The following is a 21,391-nucleotide window of genomic DNA, read 5'->3' as shown; positions in this document are numbered from 1 at the left end:
TGAAGGAAACGCATGACTGATACCTCCCGCGATCTCGTTCTCGTCACCGGCGCGTCCGGTTTCGTCGGCTCGGCCGTCGCGCGCATCGCGCAGCAGAAAGGCTTTGCGGTGCGCGTGCTGGTGCGCCCGACCAGCCCGCGCACGAACGTCGCGGATCTCGACGCCGAGATCGTCACCGGCGACATGCGCGACGAGGCGTCGATGCGCGCCGCGCTGCGCGGCGTGCGCTACCTGCTGCACGTGGCGGCCGACTACCGGCTGTGGGCCCCCGATCCCGACGAGATCGAGCGCGCGAACCTCGAAGGCGCGGTCGCGACGATGCGCGCGGCACGCGCCGAAGGCGTCGAGCGGATCGTCTACACGAGCAGCGTCGCGACGCTGAAGGTCACGAGCGCGGGCGACCCGTCCGATGAAAACCGGCCGCTCACGCCCGAGCAGGCGATCGGCGTCTACAAGCGCAGCAAGGTGCTCGCGGAACGCGCGGTCGAGCGGATGATCGCCGACGAAGGGCTGCCGGCCGTGATCGTCAACCCGTCGACGCCGATCGGCCCGCGCGACGTGAAGCCGACGCCGACCGGCCGCATCATCGTCGAGGCCGCGCTCGGCAAGATTCCCGCGTTCGTCGACACGGGGCTGAACCTCGTGCACGTCGACGACGTCGCGCACGGCCACTTCCTCGCGCTCGAGCACGGCCGGATCGGCGAGCGCTACATCCTCGGCGGCGAGAACCTGCCGCTGCAGCAGATGCTGGCCGACATCGCGCAGATGACGGGCCGCAAGGCGCCGACGCTCGCGCTGCCGCGCTGGCCGCTGTACCCGCTCGCGGTCGGCGCCGAAGCGGTCGCGAAGTTCACGAAGAAGGAGCCGTTCGTCACCGTGGACGGGCTGCGGATGTCGAAGAACAAGATGTATTTCACGTCCGCGAAGGCCGAGCGCGAGCTCGGCTACCGCGCGCGCCCGTACCGCGAAGGGCTGCGCGATGCGCTCGACTGGTTCGGCTCGGCGGGGTACCTGAAATAACACAAAGCGGCGCGCTTCGCGCCGCGTTGCGCACTTTGTTACACGTCGCGCACGGACCGGCACCGGCGCAGCGGGTAAAATCGCGGGTCTTACGCAGAGAAGACACGCATGAACCTGAACGATCAGATCGATTCGCTCAACACGGGCGTCGATCAGCTCCTCCACGATCACCACGCCGCGCAGCAGGCGGCCCGCAGCGCGGAAGCCTTCGCGCGCGCCGCCGCAGCGGAAGCCCAGGCCGCCGCGCAACGTCACGCTGCCGCGGAAACCGAAGCGCTGGCCGCCGCGCAACGCCACACGGCGGCAGCCGCCGAGGCCGAAGCCGCGCAGCAGCGCCACGCGGAAGCCACCGCCGCCGCCGAAGCCGCCGCCCACCGTCATACGGATGCCGCCGCGCAAGCCGAAGCCGCCGTGCAGCGCCATACGGAAGCTACCGCACTGACCGAAGCGCTCGCGCAACGTCACGCGGACGCCGAAGCCGCATCGCAACGGCACGCTTCGGCGATCGCCGAAGCGGAGGCCGCCGCGCAACGCCATCACGCCGCCGCGACCGAAGCCGATGCGGCCGCGCAGCGCCATGCGGCAGCGACCGCCGACGCCGAGGCCGCCGCGAAGCGTCACGCGCAAGCGACCGCCGAAGCCGAAGCGGCCACGCAGCGTCACACGGAAGCGATTGCCGAAGCCGAAGCGCTCGCGCAGCGTCATACGGAAGCGATCGCCGAAACGCAGGCCGCCGCGCAGCGTCATGCCGACGCGGCCGCCGAGGCGGAAGCCGTCACGCAGCGCCATGCCGAAGCGATCGCGCAGGCCGAAGCCGCCGCGCAACGCCACGCCGACGCCACCGCGCAGGCTGAAGCCGTCACGCAACGCCATACCGAAGCGATCGCGCAGGCCGAAGCCGCTGCGCAGCACCACGCGAAGGCCATCGCCGACGCCGAGGCGCTGGTCGAGGCCGTCGTCAAGGAAGCCGCGACGAACGCAGTTGCCGCCACGGCCGTTGCCGCCGAAGTCGTCGAACCGGCACCGGCTGGCACGCCGGCGGCGGAACCGGCCGTGATCGCATCCGCGCCGGCTGCGGCCGATGCGGCCGATGCGACGGCCGACGCAGGAACCGCTGTCGTCGCGACGGCACAAGCCGAAGTCGCAACCGCGACTGAAACCGAAGCCGCTGCCAACCCGGCCGACAAATCGACGCTGCACGTGTCGCGTCCGACGCAGAACGAACTCACGCTGACCATCAACGGCGAATCGACCACGCTGAATCCGGAGCAACTGGGTCAGTTGATCGAGGAACTCGCGCATGTGCGCGCGTCGATGCAGCCGGAGCCGCCGCCGGGCATCCCGGCCGGCTGGCGTTTCGTGACGACGAAGAACCCGATGATGGCCGTGCAGAAGCAGTCGAACGGCGACCGCCTGCTGGTCGCCCGCCACACCGGCTACGGCTGGGTGCCGTTCACGTTCTCGCCGGACGTCGTGGTCCAGATGTACATGATGCTGACCCAGCGGTAAGCGCGGACGCATCGGTCCGCCATGGGCCGAAAACGAAACAGCCCGACCGGTTCACGATCGGGCTGTTTGCTGTCCGACTGCCGGGAAGGCAGCGTCCCGGGACGCGCGCCGGCGGCGCGCGAAACGCTCAGCGCTCCACCGGCGCCTGCACGCGCGCCTTCCACTGGCCGCCCTTGCCGCGCCAGTAGCGCCACGCGGACGCGAACGTCGCACCGACGTAGAACAGCGCGACGAGCGGCAGCGCGGGCGCCCACAGCGGCGAGCGCCGGTAGTAGCGCAGCATCGGCGCATACGCGGCGCACATCGACGCCCACGCGAGCCACGCCGGCCACGCGCGCGCGCCGTACGCGAGCGCCGCGACGGGCGGCACGAGGTAGATGATCGCCATCCCGAGCAGCGTGCCCGCCAGCAGCAGCGGCGAATAGTGCAGCTGCGTGAACGCGGTGCGCGCGATCATGTTCCAGATGTCGCGCCAGCTGTCGTACGGGCGCAGCGACACGCTGCGGTCGGCCAGGTCGAGCCGGATCGGATGACGGCCGTCGCCGCGATGCTTGATCTGCGCGGCGAGGCTGCAATCGTCGATCAGCGCGCCGCGAATCGACTCGATGCCGCCCGCTTCCTCGAGCGCCGTGCGCTTCACGAGCATGCAGCCGCCAGCGGCGCCGGCCGTCCGGTTGCGCGGGTTGTTGATCCACGAGAACGGGTAGAGCTTCGCGAAGAAGAACACGAACGCCGGGATCAGCGCCTTCTCCCAGAACGAATCGCAGCGCAGCCGCACCATCAGCGACACGAGATCGCGGTGCTCGGCCTGCGCGCGCGTGACGAGCTGTGCGACCGCGTCGGGCGGGTGGCCGATGTCGGCATCCGTCAGCAGCAGGTAGTCGGCCGGCAAGCCGAGCGTCTGCACCGCGGCGATCCCCTGCGACTGCGCCCACACCTTGCCCGACCAGCCGGCCGGCAGCGGTTTCGCGGCCAGCACCGTCAGCCGGTCGGCGCGGTTGATCGCAAGCGCCGCCGCGCGGGCCGCGTCGGCGGTGCCGTCGTCGCTGTGGTCGTCGACAATGATCAGATGAAAGTCGCCCGGATAATCCTGCTCGAGCAGCGAAGTCGCCGCACGGGCGATCACGTCCGCCTCGTTGCGCGCCGGCACGACCGCGACGACGGCCGGCCAGCCGGCCTCGGCCGCCGCGCCGCGCGCGTCGGGCGGCAGCGGCCGCGCGGGCACCGCGCGCCAGAAGCCGCCGCGCGCGACGAGCAGCACGATCCAGATCATCAGCGACAGGCCGGACACCAGGAAAGCGATCGCCAGCATCATTGGCGCGCCTCCTGCCGGGCGCCGGCATTGCCAATGGGGGTCAGAAACAAAACGCCCGAAACCGCACGGGCGGCCAGGCAATACGCGTAAGAATCGACGGTCATCGAATGGCCTTGAAATGAGCGCGACGCCGGGCAGCCGGAGCGGCCGCCCACGAAACCGCGTAGTTTACTGGGTTCCGCGCGCGCCAGCGCCGACGCGGCTATCCCGCAATTGCAACAGCGCCGACACGGCACCAGAGCAAGGACTGCCCGATAGGGTTAAAATGCGCGATTAATTCGGGGTTCCGGGGCCTGGCCTGGCCGGTTCGTTCCTGCCTTCATAACTTCAAGCCGGGGCGAGCGAGCGGTGCCAGCTCCTCGAACCCCGGTGTCTGTCGTCGGAGTTCGCTTACCTATGCGAGTCATCCTTGCCCAGCCCCGCGGCTTTTGTGCGGGGGTTGTCCGTGCGATCGAGATCGTCGATCGCGCGCTGCAACAGCACGGTGCGCCGGTCTATGTGCGTCATGAGATCGTTCATAACCGGCATGTCGTCGAAAATCTGCGTAATAAAGGGGCACGATTCGTTGAGGAACTCGACGAGGTGCCTCACGGCGCTGTCGCGATCTTCAGCGCGCACGGTGTCGCCCAGACGGTCGAGCGTGATGCGGAGACGCGCGGGCTCGACGTGCTCGACGCGACCTGCCCGCTCGTCACGAAGGTGCACGTGCAGGGCCGCCAGTACGCTGCGGCGGGCCGCCGGCTGATCCTGATCGGCCACGCGGGCCACCCGGAAGTCGAGGGTACGATCGGCCAGATTCCGGCCGAGGTGATCCTCGTGCAGAGCGAAGCCGAAGTCGATACGCTGACGCTGCCCGTCGATACGCCGGTCGCGTACATCACGCAGACCACGCTGTCGGTCGACGACACGCGCGGCATCATCGAAGCGCTGCAGCGCCGGTTCACCGACCTCGTCGGCCCGGACACGCGCGACATCTGCTACGCGACGCAAAATCGCCAGGCCGCCGTGCGCGAGCTGAGCGAACAGGTTGATGTGCTGCTCGTCGTCGGCGCGACGAACAGCTCGAACTCGAACCGCCTGCGCGAGATCGGCACCGAAAGCGGTGTGCCGAGCTATCTCGTCGCCGACGGCTCGGAAGTGAAAGCCGAATGGTTCGCGGGCGTACAGACGGTCGGCCTGACCGCCGGTGCGTCGGCGCCCGAAGAGATGGTCGAGGATGTAATCGGCGCGCTGCGCGCGCTGGGGCCCGTCGATGTCGCGACGATGGCGGGCCGTGAGGAAAAAGTCGAATTCAAGCTGCCGGCGAAGCTCACGCAAGCTGTCGCCCGCGAAGTTTAAGGAGGACATCCCTTGTCTATTCCGCTGCTCCAGCAAGTCCGTGTCGGCGCGTACATCGTGCGCCAGCACCTGTCCGGCAACAAACGCTATCCGCTCGCGCTGATGCTCGAGCCGCTGTTCCGCTGCAACCTCGCGTGCAACGGCTGCGGCAAGATCGATTATCCGGATCCGATCCTGAACCAGCGCCTGTCCGTCGAGGAATGCCTGCAGGCCGTCGACGAGTGTGGCGCGCCCGTCGTGTCGATCGCCGGCGGCGAGCCGCTGCTCCACAAGGAGATGCCGGAAATCGTCAAGGGCATCATGAAACGCAAGAAATTCGTGTACCTGTGCACGAACGCGCTGCTGATGGAAAAGAAGATGGACGACTACGAGCCGAGCCCGTATTTCGTCTGGTCGGTCCACCTCGACGGCGACCAGCAGGCGCACGATCACTCGGTGTCGCAGGAAGGCGTGTACGACAAGGCCGTCGCGGCGATCAAGGAAGCGAAGCGCCGCGGCTTCCGCGTGAACATCAACTGCACGCTGTTCAACGACGCGGTGCCCGAGCGCGTGGCGAAGTTCTTCGACACGCTGGGGCCGATCGGCGTCGACGGCATCACGGTGTCGCCGGGCTACGCATACGAGCGCGCGCCGGATCAGCAGCACTTCCTGAACCGCGACAAGACGAAGAACCTGTTCCGCGAAATCCTGAAGCGCGGCGAAGGCGGCAAGCGCTGGTCGTTCAGCCAGTCGTCGCTGTTCCTCGACTTCCTGGCCGGCAACCAGACGTACAAGTGCACGCCGTGGGGCAACCCGGCGCGTACGGTGTTCGGCTGGCAGAAGCCGTGCTACCTGGTCGGCGAAGGTTACGTGAAGACCTTCAAGGAACTGATGGAAACGACCGAGTGGGACAACTACGGCGTCGGCAACTACGAGAAGTGCGCGGACTGCATGGTCCACTGCGGCTTCGAGGCTACCGCCGTGATGGACACGATCGCGCATCCGCTGAAGGCGCTGCAAGTGAGCCGCAAGGGCATCAAGACCGACGGCCCGTTCGCGCCGGACATCTCGATCGCGAAGCAGCGTCCGGCCGAGTACGTGTTCTCGCGCCACGTCGAGATCAAGCTCGAGGAAATCCAGCGCGCCGGCAAGGGCAAGCTGCAGAAGCCGGCGAAGCCGGCAACGGCGGCTTAAGCGCGTTTCGCCACGCGGGGGTCAAGCCTCCGCGCAGGCACAGCATGAATGAAGCGCCACGGAGTTCGCTCCGTGGCGCTTTTGTTTTGGGCCGCTGGATTTGCCCGCACCACGTTGCCGCGGCAGCCGCGCAATCGCCGACGTCGCGCGATTGCATCGGCCGCGCCGGTGCGGCCGGCCCTGTCTCCTCCATCCTCCCCGCGAAACCGGTTGTGGCGCTATGCGGCCAGCGATTCGGCCGCGTGCATGCGCATCTTCTCCGCCGCGCTCGCCACGAGCGCCAGCTGGCCGCTCGACGCGAACGTGCAGACGTGACGCCACAGCTCGGCAAGCCGATGCCGCGTCAGCATCGCGATGCAGGTGTCGTGCGCCGCGAGCACGCGCTCGAGCACCACGCATTCGTCGTCGCGCAACGCCCATGCACCGCTTTGCGCCGCGCGCGCCACGCCTGCATCGAGCGCACGCTCCGCGTCGACGCACAGGTCGATGTCCGCCGCGGGGCACACCGCGTCGTCGAGCGCCAGGAACACCAGATACACGCTCGTGCGCAACCGCATCAGCAGCGCCTCGTTGCCGTGCTCGCCGCGCAGCGCGACGAGCGCCATGTGGCATTTCAGCGAGATGTCGCGTGCATGCGCGGGCGGTAGCGGCAGCAGCCACTCGCGGGTCAGCGGCACGTGGCGACGGTTTTTGCGGGTGGCTTTCATGAGTCGCGCCCGCCTGCGGCAGCGTCGCTCGCCGCGAAAACCGGCGACGCGATGCGGCATGCGACAGCGCCACGGCCTGCATGGCGGTTGTGCTTCGCACGACATCGCGCGCCGTGCATGTCGTTGCGTCGCCGCGTCGCTCGCGCCACCGGCAGCCAGTGCGGTGCCGACGCGCGCACGACGTCGGCGAATCGGATCGCGCAAACCATGCTCGTCTCCTGCATCAGAACGTGTTCTCGCCCTTCAGGTAGTACGCGGTCTTCACGAAGAACGCCTTGACCGGATGGCCTGCTTGCGCGTCCCGGGCCGCGCGCGCCTCCATCGCGGCCCGCTCTTCGCGCGACCGGTCGGGCACCGGATTGCGGACACGTTCGAGCGCACGCTGCATCGCGAGCGGATAGTTCTGGTTGCCGGCCGTCGTCGCGCGATAGCCGGCGCGCGTCATCTGCATCAGTTGCGCGTCGGTTTCGGCACGCGCCGCCGACCAGCTCAGCCGTGCGGTATTCGGCAACCAGTCGGAACCAGCCGACTGCGCGAAGCTGACGGCGGGCAGCGCAACGAGTGCGCAGGAAAGAACAGCAACGGGAACGAGGGATCGCATGGTGGCCTCCAGATGGTTGTCCCCGCATCGATCGCGATCGTCGATGCGTTGAAACCATCGTATGTCGCGCCGCATTCCGCTTGAATAGCCGATTTCGCAATTGATATTTTCGGCTTTGCATTCGGCGCGCGATCTGCGTCATTCACCCATCCCGCCGAATCGGAATTTCTTTATTTCATTCAACTACCTGATCGCACTTTTCCGGGTGCCCCAAAGCACGCGCACACCGCTTTTTCAATTTCCGAAATGACGTGTTGCCTGTGCAATTGCTGCCAGCGCAAGTGCTGACAAGGCTTCCAGCGTGATATCGCACACGCGGATACCACAAGCCCGGTTTCATCGGATCAAATGATTCCTCTGATACAGGACAAATCATCGGCTTCGGATTGCCGGACCGTGACACGACGCATACGGCAAGGACGCGCGATAATCACGCATCGGCCGTTTCGCACGGCGCCTCATGCATTCCCCTTTTTTATCGAGTCCTTCCATGGCTGCCCTCGACACTACCGCCATCGACAGTTGGCACGCGCACGTCTATTTCGATGCGGCCAGCCGCGACGCGGCCTGGGCGTTTCGCCAGGTCGTCGACGAACGGTTCGGCGCGGTCATCGAACTCGGCCGCTTTCACGAACGCCTCGTCGGCCCGCATCCGGCCTGGTCGTACCAGATCGCGTTCGACGCCGCGCGATTCGACGACATCGTGCCATGGCTCGTGCTGAACCACGGGGCGCTCGATATCTTCCTGCACCCGAATACCGGCGACGACCTGCGCGACCATCGCGATTGCGCGGTGTGGATCGGGAAGTCGTATGTGCTGAATCTCGACGCGCTGGCGGGATAAGGGCCGGAGAAAAGCAGTTTTCAGCGACGGCGATGCAACCGCCGCGCGCGATCAGTCGATGTCGTTCGTGCGCGCGTTGCCGACCATCCGTTCGAGATTCGCGGTCACGCGTCCGAGCAACGCCGCAAGCTGATCGCGCTCCGCGTCGCTCAACCCGGCGAGCGCCTGCTCGCTCGCCCCGTCCATCACGGCCCGCCCCTTGGCGAGCCCCTTCGCCGCCGAATCGGTCAGCGAGATCAGCCGGCTGCGCCGGTCGTCCGGATCGGGCACGCGCAGCACGAGACCATCGCGCTCCATCCGGTTCAGCAACTGCGCCATGCTCGGCTGCTCGACCTGCGCGCGCCGCGCGAGCTCCGTCTGCGACAGCGCGCCCGCCTTCTTCAACGACACCAGCACCGGCAACTGGCTCACCGCGAATCCCAGGTCACGCAGCGGCCGGTCGACCACACGCGTGAACAGCCGGTAAGTGATGCCGATCAGCGGCAACGGATTCGTCTTCGTGTCAGCTTCGCTCATGTTGACATTCCATAGGAGGCTATGTTTTTATATAGGCACCTATGTTATCAGATCGTGAGCGAACCATGGACACGCGCTTTCGTGTTGCCATCGTCGGGGGCGGGCCCGGCGGCCTGACGCTCGCCCGCCTGCTGACGCTCGGCGGAATCGAGGCGATCGTGTACGAACGCGACACCCATCCGCTCGAGCGCCCGCAGGGCGGCACGCTGGACCTGCACGAGGAGTCGGGCCTGCTGGCGCTCGAGCAGGCCGGCCTGACCGACGCGTTCCTGGCCGTCGCCCGCTACGAGGATCAGGGTTCGCGCCTGCTCGATCGCTCGGGCCGTGTCCTGTTCGACGACGACGGCGCCGGCGGCAACCGGCCCGAGGTCGACCGGACCGCGTTGCGCGCGCTGCTGCTCGACGCATTGCCGCCGGATTGCGTGCACTGGGGCCGCACGGTGCGCGATGTCGGCATGCTGCCCGATGGGCGGGCGATGCTGGCGTTCGAGCACGGGACGGAAGGCCCGTTCGATCTCGTGGTCGGCGCCGACGGTGCGTGGTCGCGCATCCGTCCGCTGCTGTCGCCGTATCAGCCGCAGTACAGCGGCCTCACGTTCATCGAATTCGGCATCGACGACATCGATCGGCAACATCCCGCACTGTCGCGGCTCGTCGGCCGCGGCAAGATCGGCGTGCACGGAAACGGCAAGGCGATCATCGCGCAACGCAACGGGCACGCGCACGTGCGCGGCTATGCGATCTTTCGCGTGCCGCTCGACTGGGTCGCGCGGCGTTTCGACTTCGCGGCACCCGATGCGATGCGCGTCGCGCTGATCGCCGAATTCGACGGTTTCGCCGACGCCATCCACGACTTGTTCCACGCCAGCGGCGACCGGTTCGCCGAGCGGCCGATCTTCGCGCTGCCGGTCGGTCACTGCTGGGCGCATCGCCGCGGCGTCACGCTGATCGGCGACGCCGCTCACGTGATGTCGCCGTTCGGCGGCGAAGGCGTGAACAACGCGATGCGCGACGCGGCCGAACTCGCGGCCGGCCTCATCGCCGATGCCGACCGCGACGCGGCCGTCACGGCCTTCGAGCAACGGATGTTCGCGCGCGTGACCGAATCGGCGCGAGAGGCCGCCGATGCCGCCGCGACCCAGCTTTCGCACGATGCCGAGGCACTGACCCTCGCGCGGTATCACGACCTGCACACAGCTTGAGCGGCACGCGGGCCGCGCGTCGACATCCACGTTTCGAGCCGACGTGAAACGTCTCGCGGGGTCGCGCCCATACAGTGAGTTCCGTTATCGACACTTCCGGGACCCCGCCATGACTCACGCCGACGCCGATGCCCGGCGCATCCATGAAAGCTGGCACGCCGCCGTCGTCGCTCGCGACCTCGATGCGCTGATGTCGCTGTACGCGGACGACGCGGTACTCGAAACGCCGCTCGTCGTCGTCACGCTGCCCGCGCACGGCTCCGGCGTACTGCACGGCAAGGCCGCGATCGGCGAATTCTTCGCGGCCGGCCTGCGCAACCCGGGCAACCGGCTCGGACGCTGGTACCGGACCGGGCTGTTCTTCTCGAACGGCCGCCAGCTCACGTGGGAATATCCGCGCGCCACGCCGGAAGGCGACCAGGTCGATCTCGTCGAGGTGATGGATCTGCGCGACGGGTTGATCGTTCATCATCGCGTGTACTGGGGATGGGTCGGCTTTCTCGCGCTGCAGGCCGCCACGCCGGCGCCCGACCGCGCATGACGGCCGCCGCGCCGAACCGGGCCGCGGCCCGCCGCGTGCTCGCCGCGACCTGCGTGAGCTATACGCTCGTGCTGCTCGACGCGTCCATCGTCAACGTCGCGCTCACCGACATCGCGCACACGTTCGGCAGCCGCGTGGCCGGCCTGCAGTGGATCGTGAACGCGTACACGCTCGCGTTCGCCAGCCTGCTGATGACGGGCGGCACGCTCGGCGACCGGCTCGGCGACCGCACCGTCTATGTCGCGGGGCTCGCCGTATTCGTCGCCGCGTCGGCGCTGTGCGGCTTCGCGCCGAATCTCCCCGCACTCGCCATCGCCCGCGCGTTGCAAGGCGTCGGCAGCGCGCTGCTGGTGCCCTGCTCGCTCGCGCTGATCAACCGCGCATTTCCCGAACCGGCCGCGCGCGCATCGGCGATCAGCGTGTGGATGGGCTGCGGCGGCATCGCGATGGCGTCGGGCCCGCTGATCGGCGGCCTGCTGATCGACCTGTTCGGATGGCGCAGCATCTTCGTCGTGAACCTCCCGCTCGGGCTCGCCGGCATCTGGCTCGGACGCACGGTCGCGCGCGCCGCCGTCGATGTATCGCGGCATTTCGACTGGGGCGGCCAGGCGGCAGCCATCGTCGCGATCGCGGCGCTGATCGGCACGCTGATCGAAGGCCCGTCGCTCGGCTGGCGCTCGGGGCCGATCGTCGGCGGCGCGGTGACGAGCGTCGTCGCGTGGATCGCATTCATCGCGATCGAAGCACGGCGCCGCGAGCCGATGCTGCCGCTCGCGTTCTTCCGCAACCGGCTGTTCGCGGGATCGACGTTCGTGTCGATGGCGTCGGCGTTCGTGTTCTACGGCTTGCTGTTCGTGCTCAGTCTGTTCTATCGGCAGGTTCGCGGCGCAAGCCCGCTCGACACGGGGCTCGCATTCCTGCCGATGACCGCGATGGTCGCGCTCGGCGGGCTGGGTTCGGGACGGCTGGTGGCGCGCTTCGGTGCGCGTGGAACGATGTGTGCGGCGTTCGGGCTCTACGCGGCCGGTGCGCTCGGCATGACGGCCATGAGTGCGACGACGCCCGCGTGGCTCGCCGTCGCGCCGATGCTCGCGATCGGCTTCGCGTCGGGATTCATCTCGCCGGCCGCGACGTCGCCGGCGCTCGGGACGGTCGACCGGCGCCGCACCGGCGTCGCGGCGGCCGCGCTGAACGCGGCGCGGCAGACCGGGTCGGCGCTCGGTGTGGCGATCTTCGGTGCGTGCATCGCGACGCTGCAGCCGTTTCCGGCTGCGATGCGGGTGGCGCTGGGGATGGCGACCGGATTGTCGGCGCTCGCCGCGGCGGTGTGGTGGGTCGCGGCGCGGGCGGTGCCGGCCGCCAGCGAGCGGGCCGCGCCCATGCAGACCGCCGCGCGCCGATAGCGCATTTCCCGGCAGGCGCGCCCTTGGCGCGTCGTCACCTGCTCAACACGGCATTCCATTCACGCGACATACATCGCGACACTGACGAACTGGCACAGGCTGCCGGCCAGCACGAAAAGGTGCCAAATTCCGTGCCCGTGGCGGATGCGCTCGTCGTTGATGAAGAAGTAGATTCCCGCGCTGTAGATCACGCCGCCGGCCACGAGCCACGCGGTGCCCACCGGCGGCAGCGCATGGATCAGCGGGCGTACCGCGACGAGCGCCAGCCAGCCCATCAGCACGTACAGGATCATCGACAGGATGCGCGTGCGCCGACCGAGCGTCAGTTCCTGCACGATGCCCAGCACGGCGAGTCCCCAGCTCACGCCGAACAGCGACCAGCCCCACGGGCCGCGCAACGTGACCAGCGTGAACGGCGTGTAGCTGCCGGCGATCAGCAGGTAGATCGCCGAATGGTCGCATTTCTGCAGGATCGCTTTCAGGCGCGGGTTGCGCACGCTGTGGTACAGCGTCGAGATCGCATAGAGCAGGATCAGCATCGCGCCGTACACGCTGAAGCTCACCACCTTGTACGGGTCGCCTTCGAGCGCGCCCATCGTCACGAGCGCCACGAGGCCGGCCACCGACAGCACCGCGCCGACGAGATGGGAAATGCTGTTGAAACGCTCACCGACATGCACGACGTGTTCTCCTGCGGGTCCATCGGGAAAAATGAACCCTATGATACCGGCGGCCGGAGTTTGCCGTGCTGCGCGCCGGCAAACAGCGAAGCGACAGCAGTGCGATACGCGCCGCCGTACCCGCCAAATAAAAAGCGCCGCGAAATCCGTCGCGGCGCTCCTTTTCCCATCACCGAACCGTTTCACCGGCCCGGTTGGTTCAGCAACACTTCCCTGCTCCCGACCCGTACCGTGCGTTCTGACGCTCGCGGAAAAATTCCTCGTACGTCATCGGCTCGCGGTCCGGATGGGTCTCGCGCATGTGCGCGACGTAGGTGTCGTAGTCGGGCAGGCCGACCATCAGCCGCAACGCCTGCCCGAGGTAACGCCCCGCGCTGCGCAGGTCGCTGCCAAGATCGCTGAACATCGCGGCCTCCCCTTAACGTCCGCTGCCGAGCGCCTGCGCGGCCGGCATCGCTTCGTACGGTGTCTCGCGCACGGTCGGCTTCGACTCGCGGCGCGCGCGCAGCACGGCGATCACGCCGTACACCGCGATGCTCACGACGACGAAGATGAACAGCCCGGCCAGCGCCGCATCGATGTAGTCGTTGAAGATGATCCGCTTCATCTGCGCGATCGACTTCGCCGGCGCAAGCACCTTGCCTTCGTCCACCGCGGCCTGCAGCTTCGCGGCGTGCGCGAGGAAGCTGACCTTCGGGTTCGCATCGAAAATCTTCTGCCAGCCGGCCGTCAGCGTGCAGATCAGCAGCCACGCGGTCGGCACCATCGTCACCCATGCATAGCGCTCGCGCTTCATCTTGAACAGCACGACGGTGCCGAGCACCAGCGCGATCGCGGCGAGCATCTGGTTCGAGATGCCGAACAGCGGCCACAGCGTGTTGATGCCGCCGAGCGGATCGACCACGCCCTGGTACAGGAAGTAACCCCACGCGGCCACGCACAGCCCGGTAGCGACCAGGTTCGCGGGCAGCGACTCGGTGCGCTTGAGCGCCGGGTGGAACGTGCCGAGCAGATCCTGCAGCATGAAGCGGCCCGCGCGCGTGCCGGCGTCGACGGCCGTCAGGATGAACAGCGCCTCGAACAGGATCGCGAAGTGATACCAGAACGCCATCATCGCTTCGCCGCCGATCACCTGGTGCAGGATGTGCGCCATGCCGACGGCCAGGGTCGGCGCGCCGCCCGCGCGCGCGATGATCGTCGTTTCGCCGACGGCCTTCGCGGTTTGCGTGAGCATGTCGGGCGTCAGCACGAAGCCCCACTGCGTAACCGTGTTCGCGACGGCTTCCGGCGTCGAGCCGAGCACGGCGGCCGGCGCGTTCATCGCGAAGTAGATGCCCGGCTCGATCACGCACGCGGCGACCAGCGCCATGATCGCGACGAACGATTCCATCAGCATCGCGCCGTAACCGATGAAGCGCGCGTTGGTTTCGTTGTCGATCAGCTTCGGCGTCGTGCCCGACGAGATCAGCGCGTGGAAGCCCGACACCGCGCCGCACGCGATCGTGATGAACAGGAACGGGAACAGGTTGCCCGCCCACACCGGGCCCGTACCGTCGACGAACTTCGTCAGCGCGGGCATCTTCAGTTCAGGCGCGACGACCAGGATGCCGATCGCGAGACCGAGGATCGTGCCGATCTTCAGGAACGTCGACAGGTAGTCGCGCGGTGCGAGCAGCAGCCACACCGGCAGCACCGATGCGACGAAGCCGTAGCCGATCAGGATCCACGTGAGCTGCGTGCCGCTGAACGTGAACCATGCGGCGAGCGTCGGCGACGCGGCCACGTTCTGGCCGAACGCGATCGCCGCCATCAGCCCGAAGAAGCCGATGACCGACACTTCGCCGATGCGGCCCGGACGGATGTAGCGCGTATAGACGCCCATGAACAGCGCGATCGGAATCGTCGCGGCGACGGTGAACGTGCCCCACGGCGAATTGGTCAGCGCCTTCACGACGATCAGCGCGAGCACCGCGAGGATGATCACCATGATCAGGAACGCGCCGAACAGCGCGATCACGCCGGGCACCGTGCCGAGCTCCATCTTGACGAGATCGCCGAGCGAGCGGCCGTCGCGGCGCGTCGAGATGAACAGCACGATGAAGTCCTGCACCGCACCGGCGAACACCACGCCGGCCAGGATCCACAACATGCCGGGCGTGTAGCCCATCTGCGCGGCGAGCACGGGCCCGACGAGCGGCCCCGCGCCGGCGATCGCGGCGAAGTGATGGCCGAACAGCACGTACTTGTTGGTCGGCACGTAGTCGAGGCCGTCGTTGTACTTGACCGCCGGCGTCATCCGCAGCCCGTCGAGCTGCATAACCTTGCTGGCGATGAAACGGCTGTAGAAGCGATACGCGATCAGATACACGCAGACAGCGGCGATCACGATCCAGAGGGCACTGACGCGCTCGCCGTGCGCGAGTGCAATCGTTCCGAACGAGAACGCGCCGAGTAGCGCGACCGCGATCCAGAGCAGGGTACTGGAAGCCCGATTCATGGCGTCTCCTGGTCTCCAATGTGGTTTTGATGGCATGCGGCGAGGTGGCCGCACACGCGTGACGTCGATGCGTCGCGCCGCGGTCTCGCAAAGGCCGCGGCGATGGGCCGTAGTATTCCGTGCGATGGGGGCGGCTTACAAGCGGATAATTACGTATGCCTGGCTACGTAGAATTACGTAGGCACACGTTGCAGGCACGTTGCACGCGCATCGTTCGGCCGCGATTGATCGCAGTCGGCAAGCCACGTACAGTGTTCGCCTGCCTCGATTCCGGAACCGCCATGCCGATCCGATTTCAGAAGATGAACGCGAATGGCGATGACTTCGTCATCGTCGACCTGCGCGGTCAGGATCAGGATCACGCACATGCGATCGACCGCGACCTCGTCCGGCACATGGGCGACCGGCATCGCGGCATCGGCTTCAACCAGCTCGCGGTGATGTCGGACTGCGACGACGCGGCCGCTCGCGTCGCGTTCTGGAACCCCGACGGTTCGGCGCTCGATACGTGCGGCAGCGCGACGCGCGGCGTCGCGTGGAAGTTGATGCGGGAAACCGGCGCGGCGTCGGTCGTGCTGCGCACCAACCGCGGGCGCCTGCTCTGTTCGCACGATGCGCACGGGCTGATCACGGTCGAGATGGGCGGGCCGCGCGTCGGCTGGCAGGACGTGCCCGTCGCCGAAGCCGTCGACACGCTCGCCCTCCCGCTGCCCGGCGCACCGGCCGCGTGCAACATGGGCAATCCGCACTGCACGTTCTTTGTCGACGATCTCGATGCGATCGATATCGAAACGCTCGGCCCGGCGATCGAAACGCATCCGCTGTTTCCGCTGAAAACCAACGTGCATTTCGTGCAGGTCATCGGCCGCACGCATGTTCGCCTGCGCATCTGGGAGCGCGGCGGTGGCGTACCGCTCGGTTCGGGCTCGTGTTCGTGCGGCGCGGTGGTCAACGGCATCCGGCGCGGGCTGCTCGACGATGCCGTGCGAGTGACATGCGACGGCGGCGACGTCACCGTTCAATGGGACGGCACCGGCAGCGTGTTCCTGAGCGGGCCGGTCGCGTTCGGGTTCAGCGCGGTGTGGGCGGACGGGGAGCAGCCGGCGATCTGAACGCCGGCATGTGCGGCATTCGAGGCATCCTCGGCGTAGGGCGAATCTCCACATCGACTGCCACGCGATGCGCAGCCGCCTCGTCATCGATCGTCGAGGCGATTCGTTCGGCGCCATGATGCGGCGCCGGGCCTCCGACGTTCGCGCCGACTCGCGGGGCCATCGACGGCCCGCGGTTCGTCAGCCGCGGCGCTGCGCGCGCCGGGCTGCCAACCATCGACGATCAGTGCTTGTCGTCGAGCTTCTTCGGCTTCGGCGGCGACGGCACCTTTGCGTACTGGAACGCCGGCGTCGCCTTCAATGCGTCCTTCGTCGCGCCCGGCAGGTAGATGTTGCCGTTGCGCACGTCGAGCGACGCGATCGGCACCGCGACGTCGTGCGCGGCCACGCCGAGGAAACCGCCGGCCGACACGATCGCCGCCGACACCGAGCCGTCCGGCGCGACGATCAGGTCGCGCACGGTGCCGACCTTCTGGTTCTCGTCGTTGTAGACCGCCTTGCCGAGCACGCTCTTCTTCACGCTCCAGCCTTCGAGCAGCGCCTGCGATTGCTCGACGGTGACGCTGATCGGCTGCGCGCCGGCGATCTGCGCGTGCGCGCTGACGCTCGATGCGAGGACGGTTGCTGCGATGAGGGTTTTGTAGAACGCCATGCTTTTTTGCACTCCGGTGAATTGTTGTCGGTATCGGCGGCCGGCCTCGCCGCCTCCGTGCGCGACACATCGCACCGGCCCATGTTAGCGCCACTCGCGAGATGCTGCATCGAACGCGATGACGCAGCACCCGTCGCACCGCCCGCGCGATTCGCCGCGTGACGGACAACGCAGCGAATCGCGTACCTGCCGGAATTCACGCAGATAACGCGCGCCGTTGCCGCACCGCGTCCGCCAGCACATCGAGTACCGGCTCCGTCTGCGTCCAGCTCAGGCACGCATCGGTGATCGACACGCCGTACTTCAGCGGCACGCCCGGCTTCAGGTCCTGGCGTCCGGCCTCGAGATGGCTCTCGACCATCACGCCGACGATCCGGTGCTCGCCCTGCGACAGTTGCCGCGCGAGATCCTGCGCGACGTCGATCTGCCGCTCGTGCGACTTGTTCGAGTTCGCGTGCGAGCAGTCGACCATCACCTGCTCGCGCAGCCCGGCCTTGCGCAGCACCGCGCAGCACGCCTCGACATGTTCGGCATCGTAGTTCGGGCCGGTCTTGCCGCCGCGCAGGATCACGTGCGCGTCGTCGTTGCCGCGCGTCTCGAAGATCGCGGCCATCCCCATCTTCGTCATCCCCATGAACGCATGGCTCGCGGCCGCGGCGACGATCGCGTCCGACGCAACCTGCACGCCGCCGTCGGTGCCGTTCTTGAAGCCGATCGGGCAGCTCAGGCCCGATGCGAGCTGGCGATGGCTCTGGCTCTCGGTCGTGCGCGCGCCGATCGCGCCCCACGCGATCAGGTCGGCGATGTACTGCGGGCTCAGCAGGTCGAGGAATTCGGTCGAGGCCGGCAGGCCGAGCGCGTTGATGTCGAGCAGCAGTTGCCGCGCGGCGCGCAGCCCTTCGTTGATGCGGAAGCTGCCGTCGAGGCGCGGATCGTTGATGTAGCCCTTCCAGCCGACCGTCGTGCGCGGCTTCTCGAAGTAGACGCGCATCGTGATCAGCAGGTCGTCCTTCAGCGCGTCGGCGGCGGCCTTCAGGCGGCGCGCGTAGTCGAGGGCCTGGTCGTGATCGTGGATCGAGCACGGGCCGACGACGAGCAGCAGCCGGTCGTCGCGACCGTGCAGGATGTCGCCGATCGCGCGGCGCGTATCCTCGACGAGCGTCTGCGTGGCGGCCGGCACCGGCAATTCGTCGAGCAGCAGTGCCGGCGAAATCAGCGGACGCACGGCGCCGATGCGGACGTCGTCGATGCGCGTGGTGTCCTGCGTCGCGTCGGCGCTGCCTACCTCGCGATCGTGGGAAGGATTGTCGAGGTTCTGCATGGTGATTCTCCGGGGGACGTCTGGAATGATGTGCAGGCTCGATTATGGCACCCGGGAGCGACGGCAGAGGGTTGCGGCAGGGGAATGCGTGCGGCGGCGGTCGGGGCAACGCGACCGACGTCAAAAGGTGGAATGAAAAAGGGCGACCCGCGGAGGATCGCCCGGCCATTCGCCGTGTTGCCCGGCGCGCCTAGTGCAGCGTCTCGGGCGCCAGCGAATTGCTCGGCAGCAGCGCCGTCAGCCAGCAATTGCTCGGCGCGGCCTTGCCGTTGAAGCGGTCGTAGAGCCACGGCAGCATGCCGGCCACCCACGGCACGATCGCGCCCGCATGTTCGAGCGGATATTCGGTGTACACGACCGGCACGCCGCTCGAGCAGAACTTCTGCGCAAGCGCGCGCACGTCGTAGGCCATCATCACGCCATCGCCCACCTGGCTGCTGAAGGTGCCATCGAGCGCGCCTGCCGTGCCCTGGCCGATATACATCGGGATCGTCGGCGACGCGGCCAGCCCGGCATTCACCTTGTTCGCATACGTCACATACACCGGAATGCTGTTGATGTCGTTCGCGTATTGCGGCTTGAACAGCGTCGCCCAGTGCAATCCCGTGTACTTCGGCAGGATGTAGGCGAGCGACTGGTTCTGGATGTCCTTGAACACGGCGACGCCGGTGTCGCTGAGATAGGGCGTCAGGTCGAAGTTGTAGCCGCGCGCCAGCCCGGCGAGCGCGGCCGCCGCGACGCCGCCCCAGACGATGCTGCCGTCGACATAGCGCAGATTGTGCGCGGGGTCGACCAGCACGCCGCCTTCGGCCGCGCCGACGAGCCGCCTGTTGATGTCGGGCGCATAGCTCGGCGCGAGTTGCGCGGCCCAGTTCGTCGCGATCGCCCCGCCGGAATAGCCGATCATCGCGACCTTGCTCGACGGGTTCAGGCCGGTCGACGGCGTGTTGAGCGCCGCGCGGATCGAATCGAGTGTCGTCATCCCGTATTCGGGGCCCGCAGCGAAGTCCGCCGTCTGGCCTTCCGTATCGGGCACGATGATGTTGTAGCCCAGCAGCAGCAGTGTCGACAGCGGAATCGATTCCGCGCTGTAGAGCAACGTGCCGACGTTGATGACCTTGGTGACGTCGCGGTCGCCGGCGATCACCTGCGACGGTTCGTCGTACGGGTTCAGCGAATCGTAGGCCGACTGGTACGAGATGGCCTGGCCGTTGCTGACCGCGCTCCGGATCACGGACGTCACGTTGACGACGGGCTGGTTCTGCGCGTTGTTGGTGCGATACAGCAACTGCTGCGCGGTCAGCGCGGTCGGAATGCCGGCCACGTGATAGGTGACGTTGCGCGTCTTCAGCACCGTGCCCGGTGGAATCGATGCCAATGGCGTATCGCCGGTGTACGTATAGAACGGATCGGACACGGTCGGCGCGGCGGCGCCGGCCGGCGGTGCGGCGATGGCCAGCGCGGCGGACACGGTGGCCGCGGCCATCATGAAACGTGTGGAGGACATGGGTGGGGGCCCCTGGGATAACCAGCTTTCATCGAAGGAAGTTCGGCGGTGTTGCAGACCATCGTGATTGCCGCTTCAAAACCGTTTCGGTGCCATCGACTGTCTCCTGTGAATGAATCATCCGGATTGTTCTGAATATGTCGTTTTAGTAGGAGTACAAACCGGATGAATTGAAGCACAACGGGAACGCGATCGACGTGCGTTTTCCGTTGTTTGAAGGTAAACGTCTAAATCCCGATACGACGTATCGTGCCGACAGGCCGGTGTCCTGTGCCGCGTATTTCGCGGCAGTTGCGTATCGCAGCGAGCGTCTGGCCGTTTGGCCGACTGCCGGCTCGCGGCCTGAGCGCCGTACGATCACGTCTGGCCTGTCGTTCGTCGCGGGCCTGCCGACCGCCTGCCTCCGATCAATCGTTCCCTGACCCAACCGACCTGCCACAATGACCGTATCCGAACTGCTCCGCGCCATCCGCGAGCCCTACGTCGAACTGCTCGCGAAAGCGGCGGCACAACCGGCAGCGATCGTCGAACCGGCCCACCGGCAGGCCGACGGCACGCTGGCCACCGAAGGGCCGCTGGCGCTGCCGTGCCGGGCCGACATCATCCCGACCGAACGCAGATCGGCCGGCCATCCCACGATGATCGACTCGGTCACGCAACTGAATTTCGAACCGTTCGCGTTCGAACTCGATGCGGCGGCGATCTCGATCCGCCCGTTCGTGTGGGACTGGGCCGCGATCGAGGCCGACGGTCTCGACGAAAGCGCGGCGGTCGACGCGTTCAAGACGTGGTTCCTCGCGTGGTTCGATGTCGACGACGAGAACACGCCGGCCGAAGACGGGCTGCATGGCATCGTTCACTACCTGTCGGAACCGGTTCGCACGGAACAGGGGTGGCGGGTCAATGCGGATCTGGGCTCCGCGCCCGAGACGGCCGTCGAGGATCTGCTGTTCCGGCTCGTCGATGCCGGGGCGACGCGGATCAGTGTCGGTTGAAATGCCGCTTTATCTCTTGCACACCACCATCATGAAAAAAGCTCTCGCTGCGGTACTGCTCTGCATTTCATTGCCCGGCTTCGCGAAGGTTTCCACGGACGTATTCTGCTTCAAGTCGGACGGCGACAAGCCCGTGCGCTTCGAAATGCGTACCTACTATGACGACGTAGTCAAATGGTCGGGAGGCATGGTCCGGTATGCGCAATCGAAAACGGCCATCCCGTTGGTGATCGGGCACGAGGAGGAGGAAGTGCTCGCCGAGGACCGCCCGCACCAGTTCACGACGACCTGGGTCGAAGTGGTCGACGGCAAGGTCAACGGACAATACGAAATGATGTCACAGGGCGCCCGAATCTATACGATGACCTACACCAACGCGCGCACCGGCAAGAAAACCGATTTCACGTGGGCGTTCGACGTCGACGCATCCGAGAAAACGGGATGCCGCTGGTAACGCG

General features: G+C 67.3%; 21 protein-coding genes. 11 read left to right on the top strand and 10 right to left on the bottom strand.

The window, feature by feature from the left end:
- The first annotated feature begins 12 nt into the window (after nucleotides 1–12).
- Nucleotides 13–1,020 (top strand): hopanoid-associated sugar epimerase, encoded by a 1,008-nt coding sequence (hpnA, locus tag R9B84_RS35135; protein ID WP_423761962.1) that lies wholly within the window; start codon nucleotides 13–15, stop codon nucleotides 1,018–1,020.
- A 108-nt stretch (nucleotides 1,021–1,128) separates the two neighbouring features.
- Complete coding sequence (locus R9B84_RS35130) at nucleotides 1,129–2,529, top strand: phage tail protein (protein WP_423761961.1); 1,401 nt, start codon at nucleotides 1,129–1,131, stop codon at nucleotides 2,527–2,529.
- Nucleotides 2,530–2,656: 127 nt separating this feature from the next.
- Here R9B84_RS35130 and R9B84_RS35125 read toward each other — a convergent pair whose 3' ends face one another.
- On the bottom strand, nucleotides 2,657–3,844 hold the full coding sequence (locus tag R9B84_RS35125; RefSeq protein ID WP_423761960.1) for a glycosyltransferase: 1,188 nt from the start codon (nucleotides 3,842–3,844) through the stop codon (nucleotides 2,657–2,659).
- 396 nt (nucleotides 3,845–4,240) lie between these two features.
- Here R9B84_RS35125 and ispH point away from each other — a divergent pair, with 396 nt between their 5' ends.
- Nucleotides 4,241–5,182, top strand: a complete 942-nt coding sequence (gene ispH / locus R9B84_RS35120) for a 4-hydroxy-3-methylbut-2-enyl diphosphate reductase (protein WP_047902197.1) — start codon at nucleotides 4,241–4,243, stop codon at nucleotides 5,180–5,182.
- A 12-nt stretch (nucleotides 5,183–5,194) separates the two neighbouring features.
- Nucleotides 5,195–6,355, top strand: coding sequence for an adenosyl-hopene transferase HpnH (hpnH, locus tag R9B84_RS35115; RefSeq protein WP_423761959.1), 1,161 nt, complete (start codon nucleotides 5,195–5,197; stop codon nucleotides 6,353–6,355).
- Nucleotides 6,356–6,573: 218 nt separating this feature from the next.
- Here the strand turns inward: hpnH and R9B84_RS35110 are convergent, their stop codons facing one another.
- Nucleotides 6,574–7,062 carry a hypothetical protein gene (locus R9B84_RS35110; protein WP_423761958.1) on the bottom strand — a complete coding sequence of 163 codons (489 nt, stop codon included), beginning with the start codon at nucleotides 7,060–7,062 and terminating at the stop codon, nucleotides 6,574–6,576.
- Between the two features lie 223 nt (nucleotides 7,063–7,285).
- Nucleotides 7,286–7,663, bottom strand: coding sequence for a hypothetical protein (locus tag R9B84_RS35105; protein WP_423761957.1), 378 nt, complete (start codon nucleotides 7,661–7,663; stop codon nucleotides 7,286–7,288).
- Nucleotides 7,664–8,153: 490 nt separating this feature from the next.
- Here R9B84_RS35105 and R9B84_RS35100 point away from each other — a divergent pair, with 490 nt between their 5' ends.
- Nucleotides 8,154–8,507 (top strand): DOPA 4,5-dioxygenase family protein, encoded by a 354-nt coding sequence (locus R9B84_RS35100; RefSeq protein WP_072440019.1) that lies wholly within the window; start codon nucleotides 8,154–8,156, stop codon nucleotides 8,505–8,507.
- A 51-nt stretch (nucleotides 8,508–8,558) separates the two neighbouring features.
- Here R9B84_RS35100 and R9B84_RS35095 read toward each other — a convergent pair whose 3' ends face one another.
- A complete protein-coding gene (locus R9B84_RS35095; RefSeq protein ID WP_423761956.1) occupies nucleotides 8,559–9,023 on the bottom strand; it encodes a MarR family winged helix-turn-helix transcriptional regulator in 465 nt (154 codons plus the stop codon).
- A gap of 65 nt (nucleotides 9,024–9,088) precedes the next feature.
- Here R9B84_RS35095 and R9B84_RS35090 point away from each other — a divergent pair, with 65 nt between their 5' ends.
- The 3 genes from R9B84_RS35090 (at nucleotide 9,089) to R9B84_RS35080 (ending at nucleotide 12,169) form a co-directional block, all read left to right on the top strand.
- Nucleotides 9,089–10,225 carry an FAD-dependent oxidoreductase gene (locus tag R9B84_RS35090; RefSeq protein WP_423761955.1) on the top strand — a complete coding sequence of 379 codons (1,137 nt, stop codon included), beginning with the start codon at nucleotides 9,089–9,091 and terminating at the stop codon, nucleotides 10,223–10,225.
- Between the two features lie 109 nt (nucleotides 10,226–10,334).
- A complete protein-coding gene (locus R9B84_RS35085; RefSeq protein ID WP_423761954.1) occupies nucleotides 10,335–10,766 on the top strand; it encodes a nuclear transport factor 2 family protein in 432 nt (143 codons plus the stop codon).
- Nucleotides 10,763–12,169, top strand: coding sequence for an MFS transporter (locus tag R9B84_RS35080; protein ID WP_423761953.1), 1,407 nt, complete (start codon nucleotides 10,763–10,765; stop codon nucleotides 12,167–12,169). Before R9B84_RS35085 ends, R9B84_RS35080 begins: the two co-directional genes overlap by 4 nt.
- A 59-nt stretch (nucleotides 12,170–12,228) precedes the next feature.
- Here the strand turns inward: R9B84_RS35080 and trhA are convergent, their stop codons facing one another.
- From trhA to R9B84_RS35065, 3 genes are all read right to left on the bottom strand, one after another.
- Nucleotides 12,229–12,849, bottom strand: a complete 621-nt coding sequence (gene trhA / locus R9B84_RS35075) for a PAQR family membrane homeostasis protein TrhA (protein WP_423761952.1) — start codon at nucleotides 12,847–12,849, stop codon at nucleotides 12,229–12,231.
- 199 nt (nucleotides 12,850–13,048) lie between these two features.
- Entirely contained in the window at nucleotides 13,049–13,255 is a 207-nt protein-coding gene (locus R9B84_RS35070) for a YbdD/YjiX family protein (RefSeq protein ID WP_006480280.1), read from the bottom strand.
- Between the two features lie 12 nt (nucleotides 13,256–13,267).
- Nucleotides 13,268–15,346 carry a carbon starvation CstA family protein gene (locus R9B84_RS35065; protein WP_048246132.1) on the bottom strand — a complete coding sequence of 693 codons (2,079 nt, stop codon included), beginning with the start codon at nucleotides 15,344–15,346 and terminating at the stop codon, nucleotides 13,268–13,270.
- 281 nt (nucleotides 15,347–15,627) lie between these two features.
- On the opposite strand from R9B84_RS35065, the gene dapF reads away from it, so the two are divergent.
- Nucleotides 15,628–16,458 (top strand): diaminopimelate epimerase, encoded by an 831-nt coding sequence (gene dapF / locus R9B84_RS35060; RefSeq protein WP_423761951.1) that lies wholly within the window; start codon nucleotides 15,628–15,630, stop codon nucleotides 16,456–16,458.
- A 223-nt stretch (nucleotides 16,459–16,681) separates the two neighbouring features.
- On the opposite strand, the gene R9B84_RS35055 is transcribed toward dapF, so the two are convergent.
- The 3 genes from R9B84_RS35055 to R9B84_RS35045 form a co-directional block, all read right to left on the bottom strand.
- The gene (locus R9B84_RS35055) at nucleotides 16,682–17,110 is read right to left on the bottom strand and encodes a PRC-barrel domain-containing protein (protein ID WP_046548755.1); all 429 of its coding nucleotides are present in this window, start codon (nucleotides 17,108–17,110) and stop codon (nucleotides 16,682–16,684) included.
- A 196-nt stretch (nucleotides 17,111–17,306) separates the two neighbouring features.
- Nucleotides 17,307–18,431: a 3-deoxy-7-phosphoheptulonate synthase gene (locus tag R9B84_RS35050; RefSeq protein WP_423761950.1), complete on the bottom strand. Its 1,125-nt coding sequence runs from the start codon at nucleotides 18,429–18,431 to the stop codon at nucleotides 17,307–17,309.
- Nucleotides 18,432–18,621: 190 nt separating this feature from the next.
- The gene (locus R9B84_RS35045) at nucleotides 18,622–19,938 is read right to left on the bottom strand and encodes a lipase family protein (RefSeq protein WP_423761949.1); all 1,317 of its coding nucleotides are present in this window, start codon (nucleotides 19,936–19,938) and stop codon (nucleotides 18,622–18,624) included.
- Nucleotides 19,939–20,378: 440 nt separating this feature from the next.
- Here R9B84_RS35045 and R9B84_RS35040 point away from each other — a divergent pair, with 440 nt between their 5' ends.
- Nucleotides 20,379–20,933: a hypothetical protein gene (locus R9B84_RS35040; protein WP_423761948.1), complete on the top strand. Its 555-nt coding sequence runs from the start codon at nucleotides 20,379–20,381 to the stop codon at nucleotides 20,931–20,933.
- Between the two features lies 1 nt (nucleotide 20,934).
- Entirely contained in the window at nucleotides 20,935–21,387 is a 453-nt protein-coding gene (locus R9B84_RS35035) for a hypothetical protein (protein WP_423761947.1), read from the top strand.
- Nucleotides 21,388–21,391: the final 4 nt, after the last annotated feature.

The sequence above is a fragment of the Burkholderia sp. NLJ2 genome, assembly GCF_049487195.1.
In the GTDB taxonomy this organism is placed as follows: domain Bacteria; phylum Pseudomonadota; class Gammaproteobacteria; order Burkholderiales; family Burkholderiaceae; genus Burkholderia; species Burkholderia pyrrocinia.
Note: the sequence above shows the minus strand (reverse complement) of the source record. Positions and strands in the feature narration are given on the sequence as shown.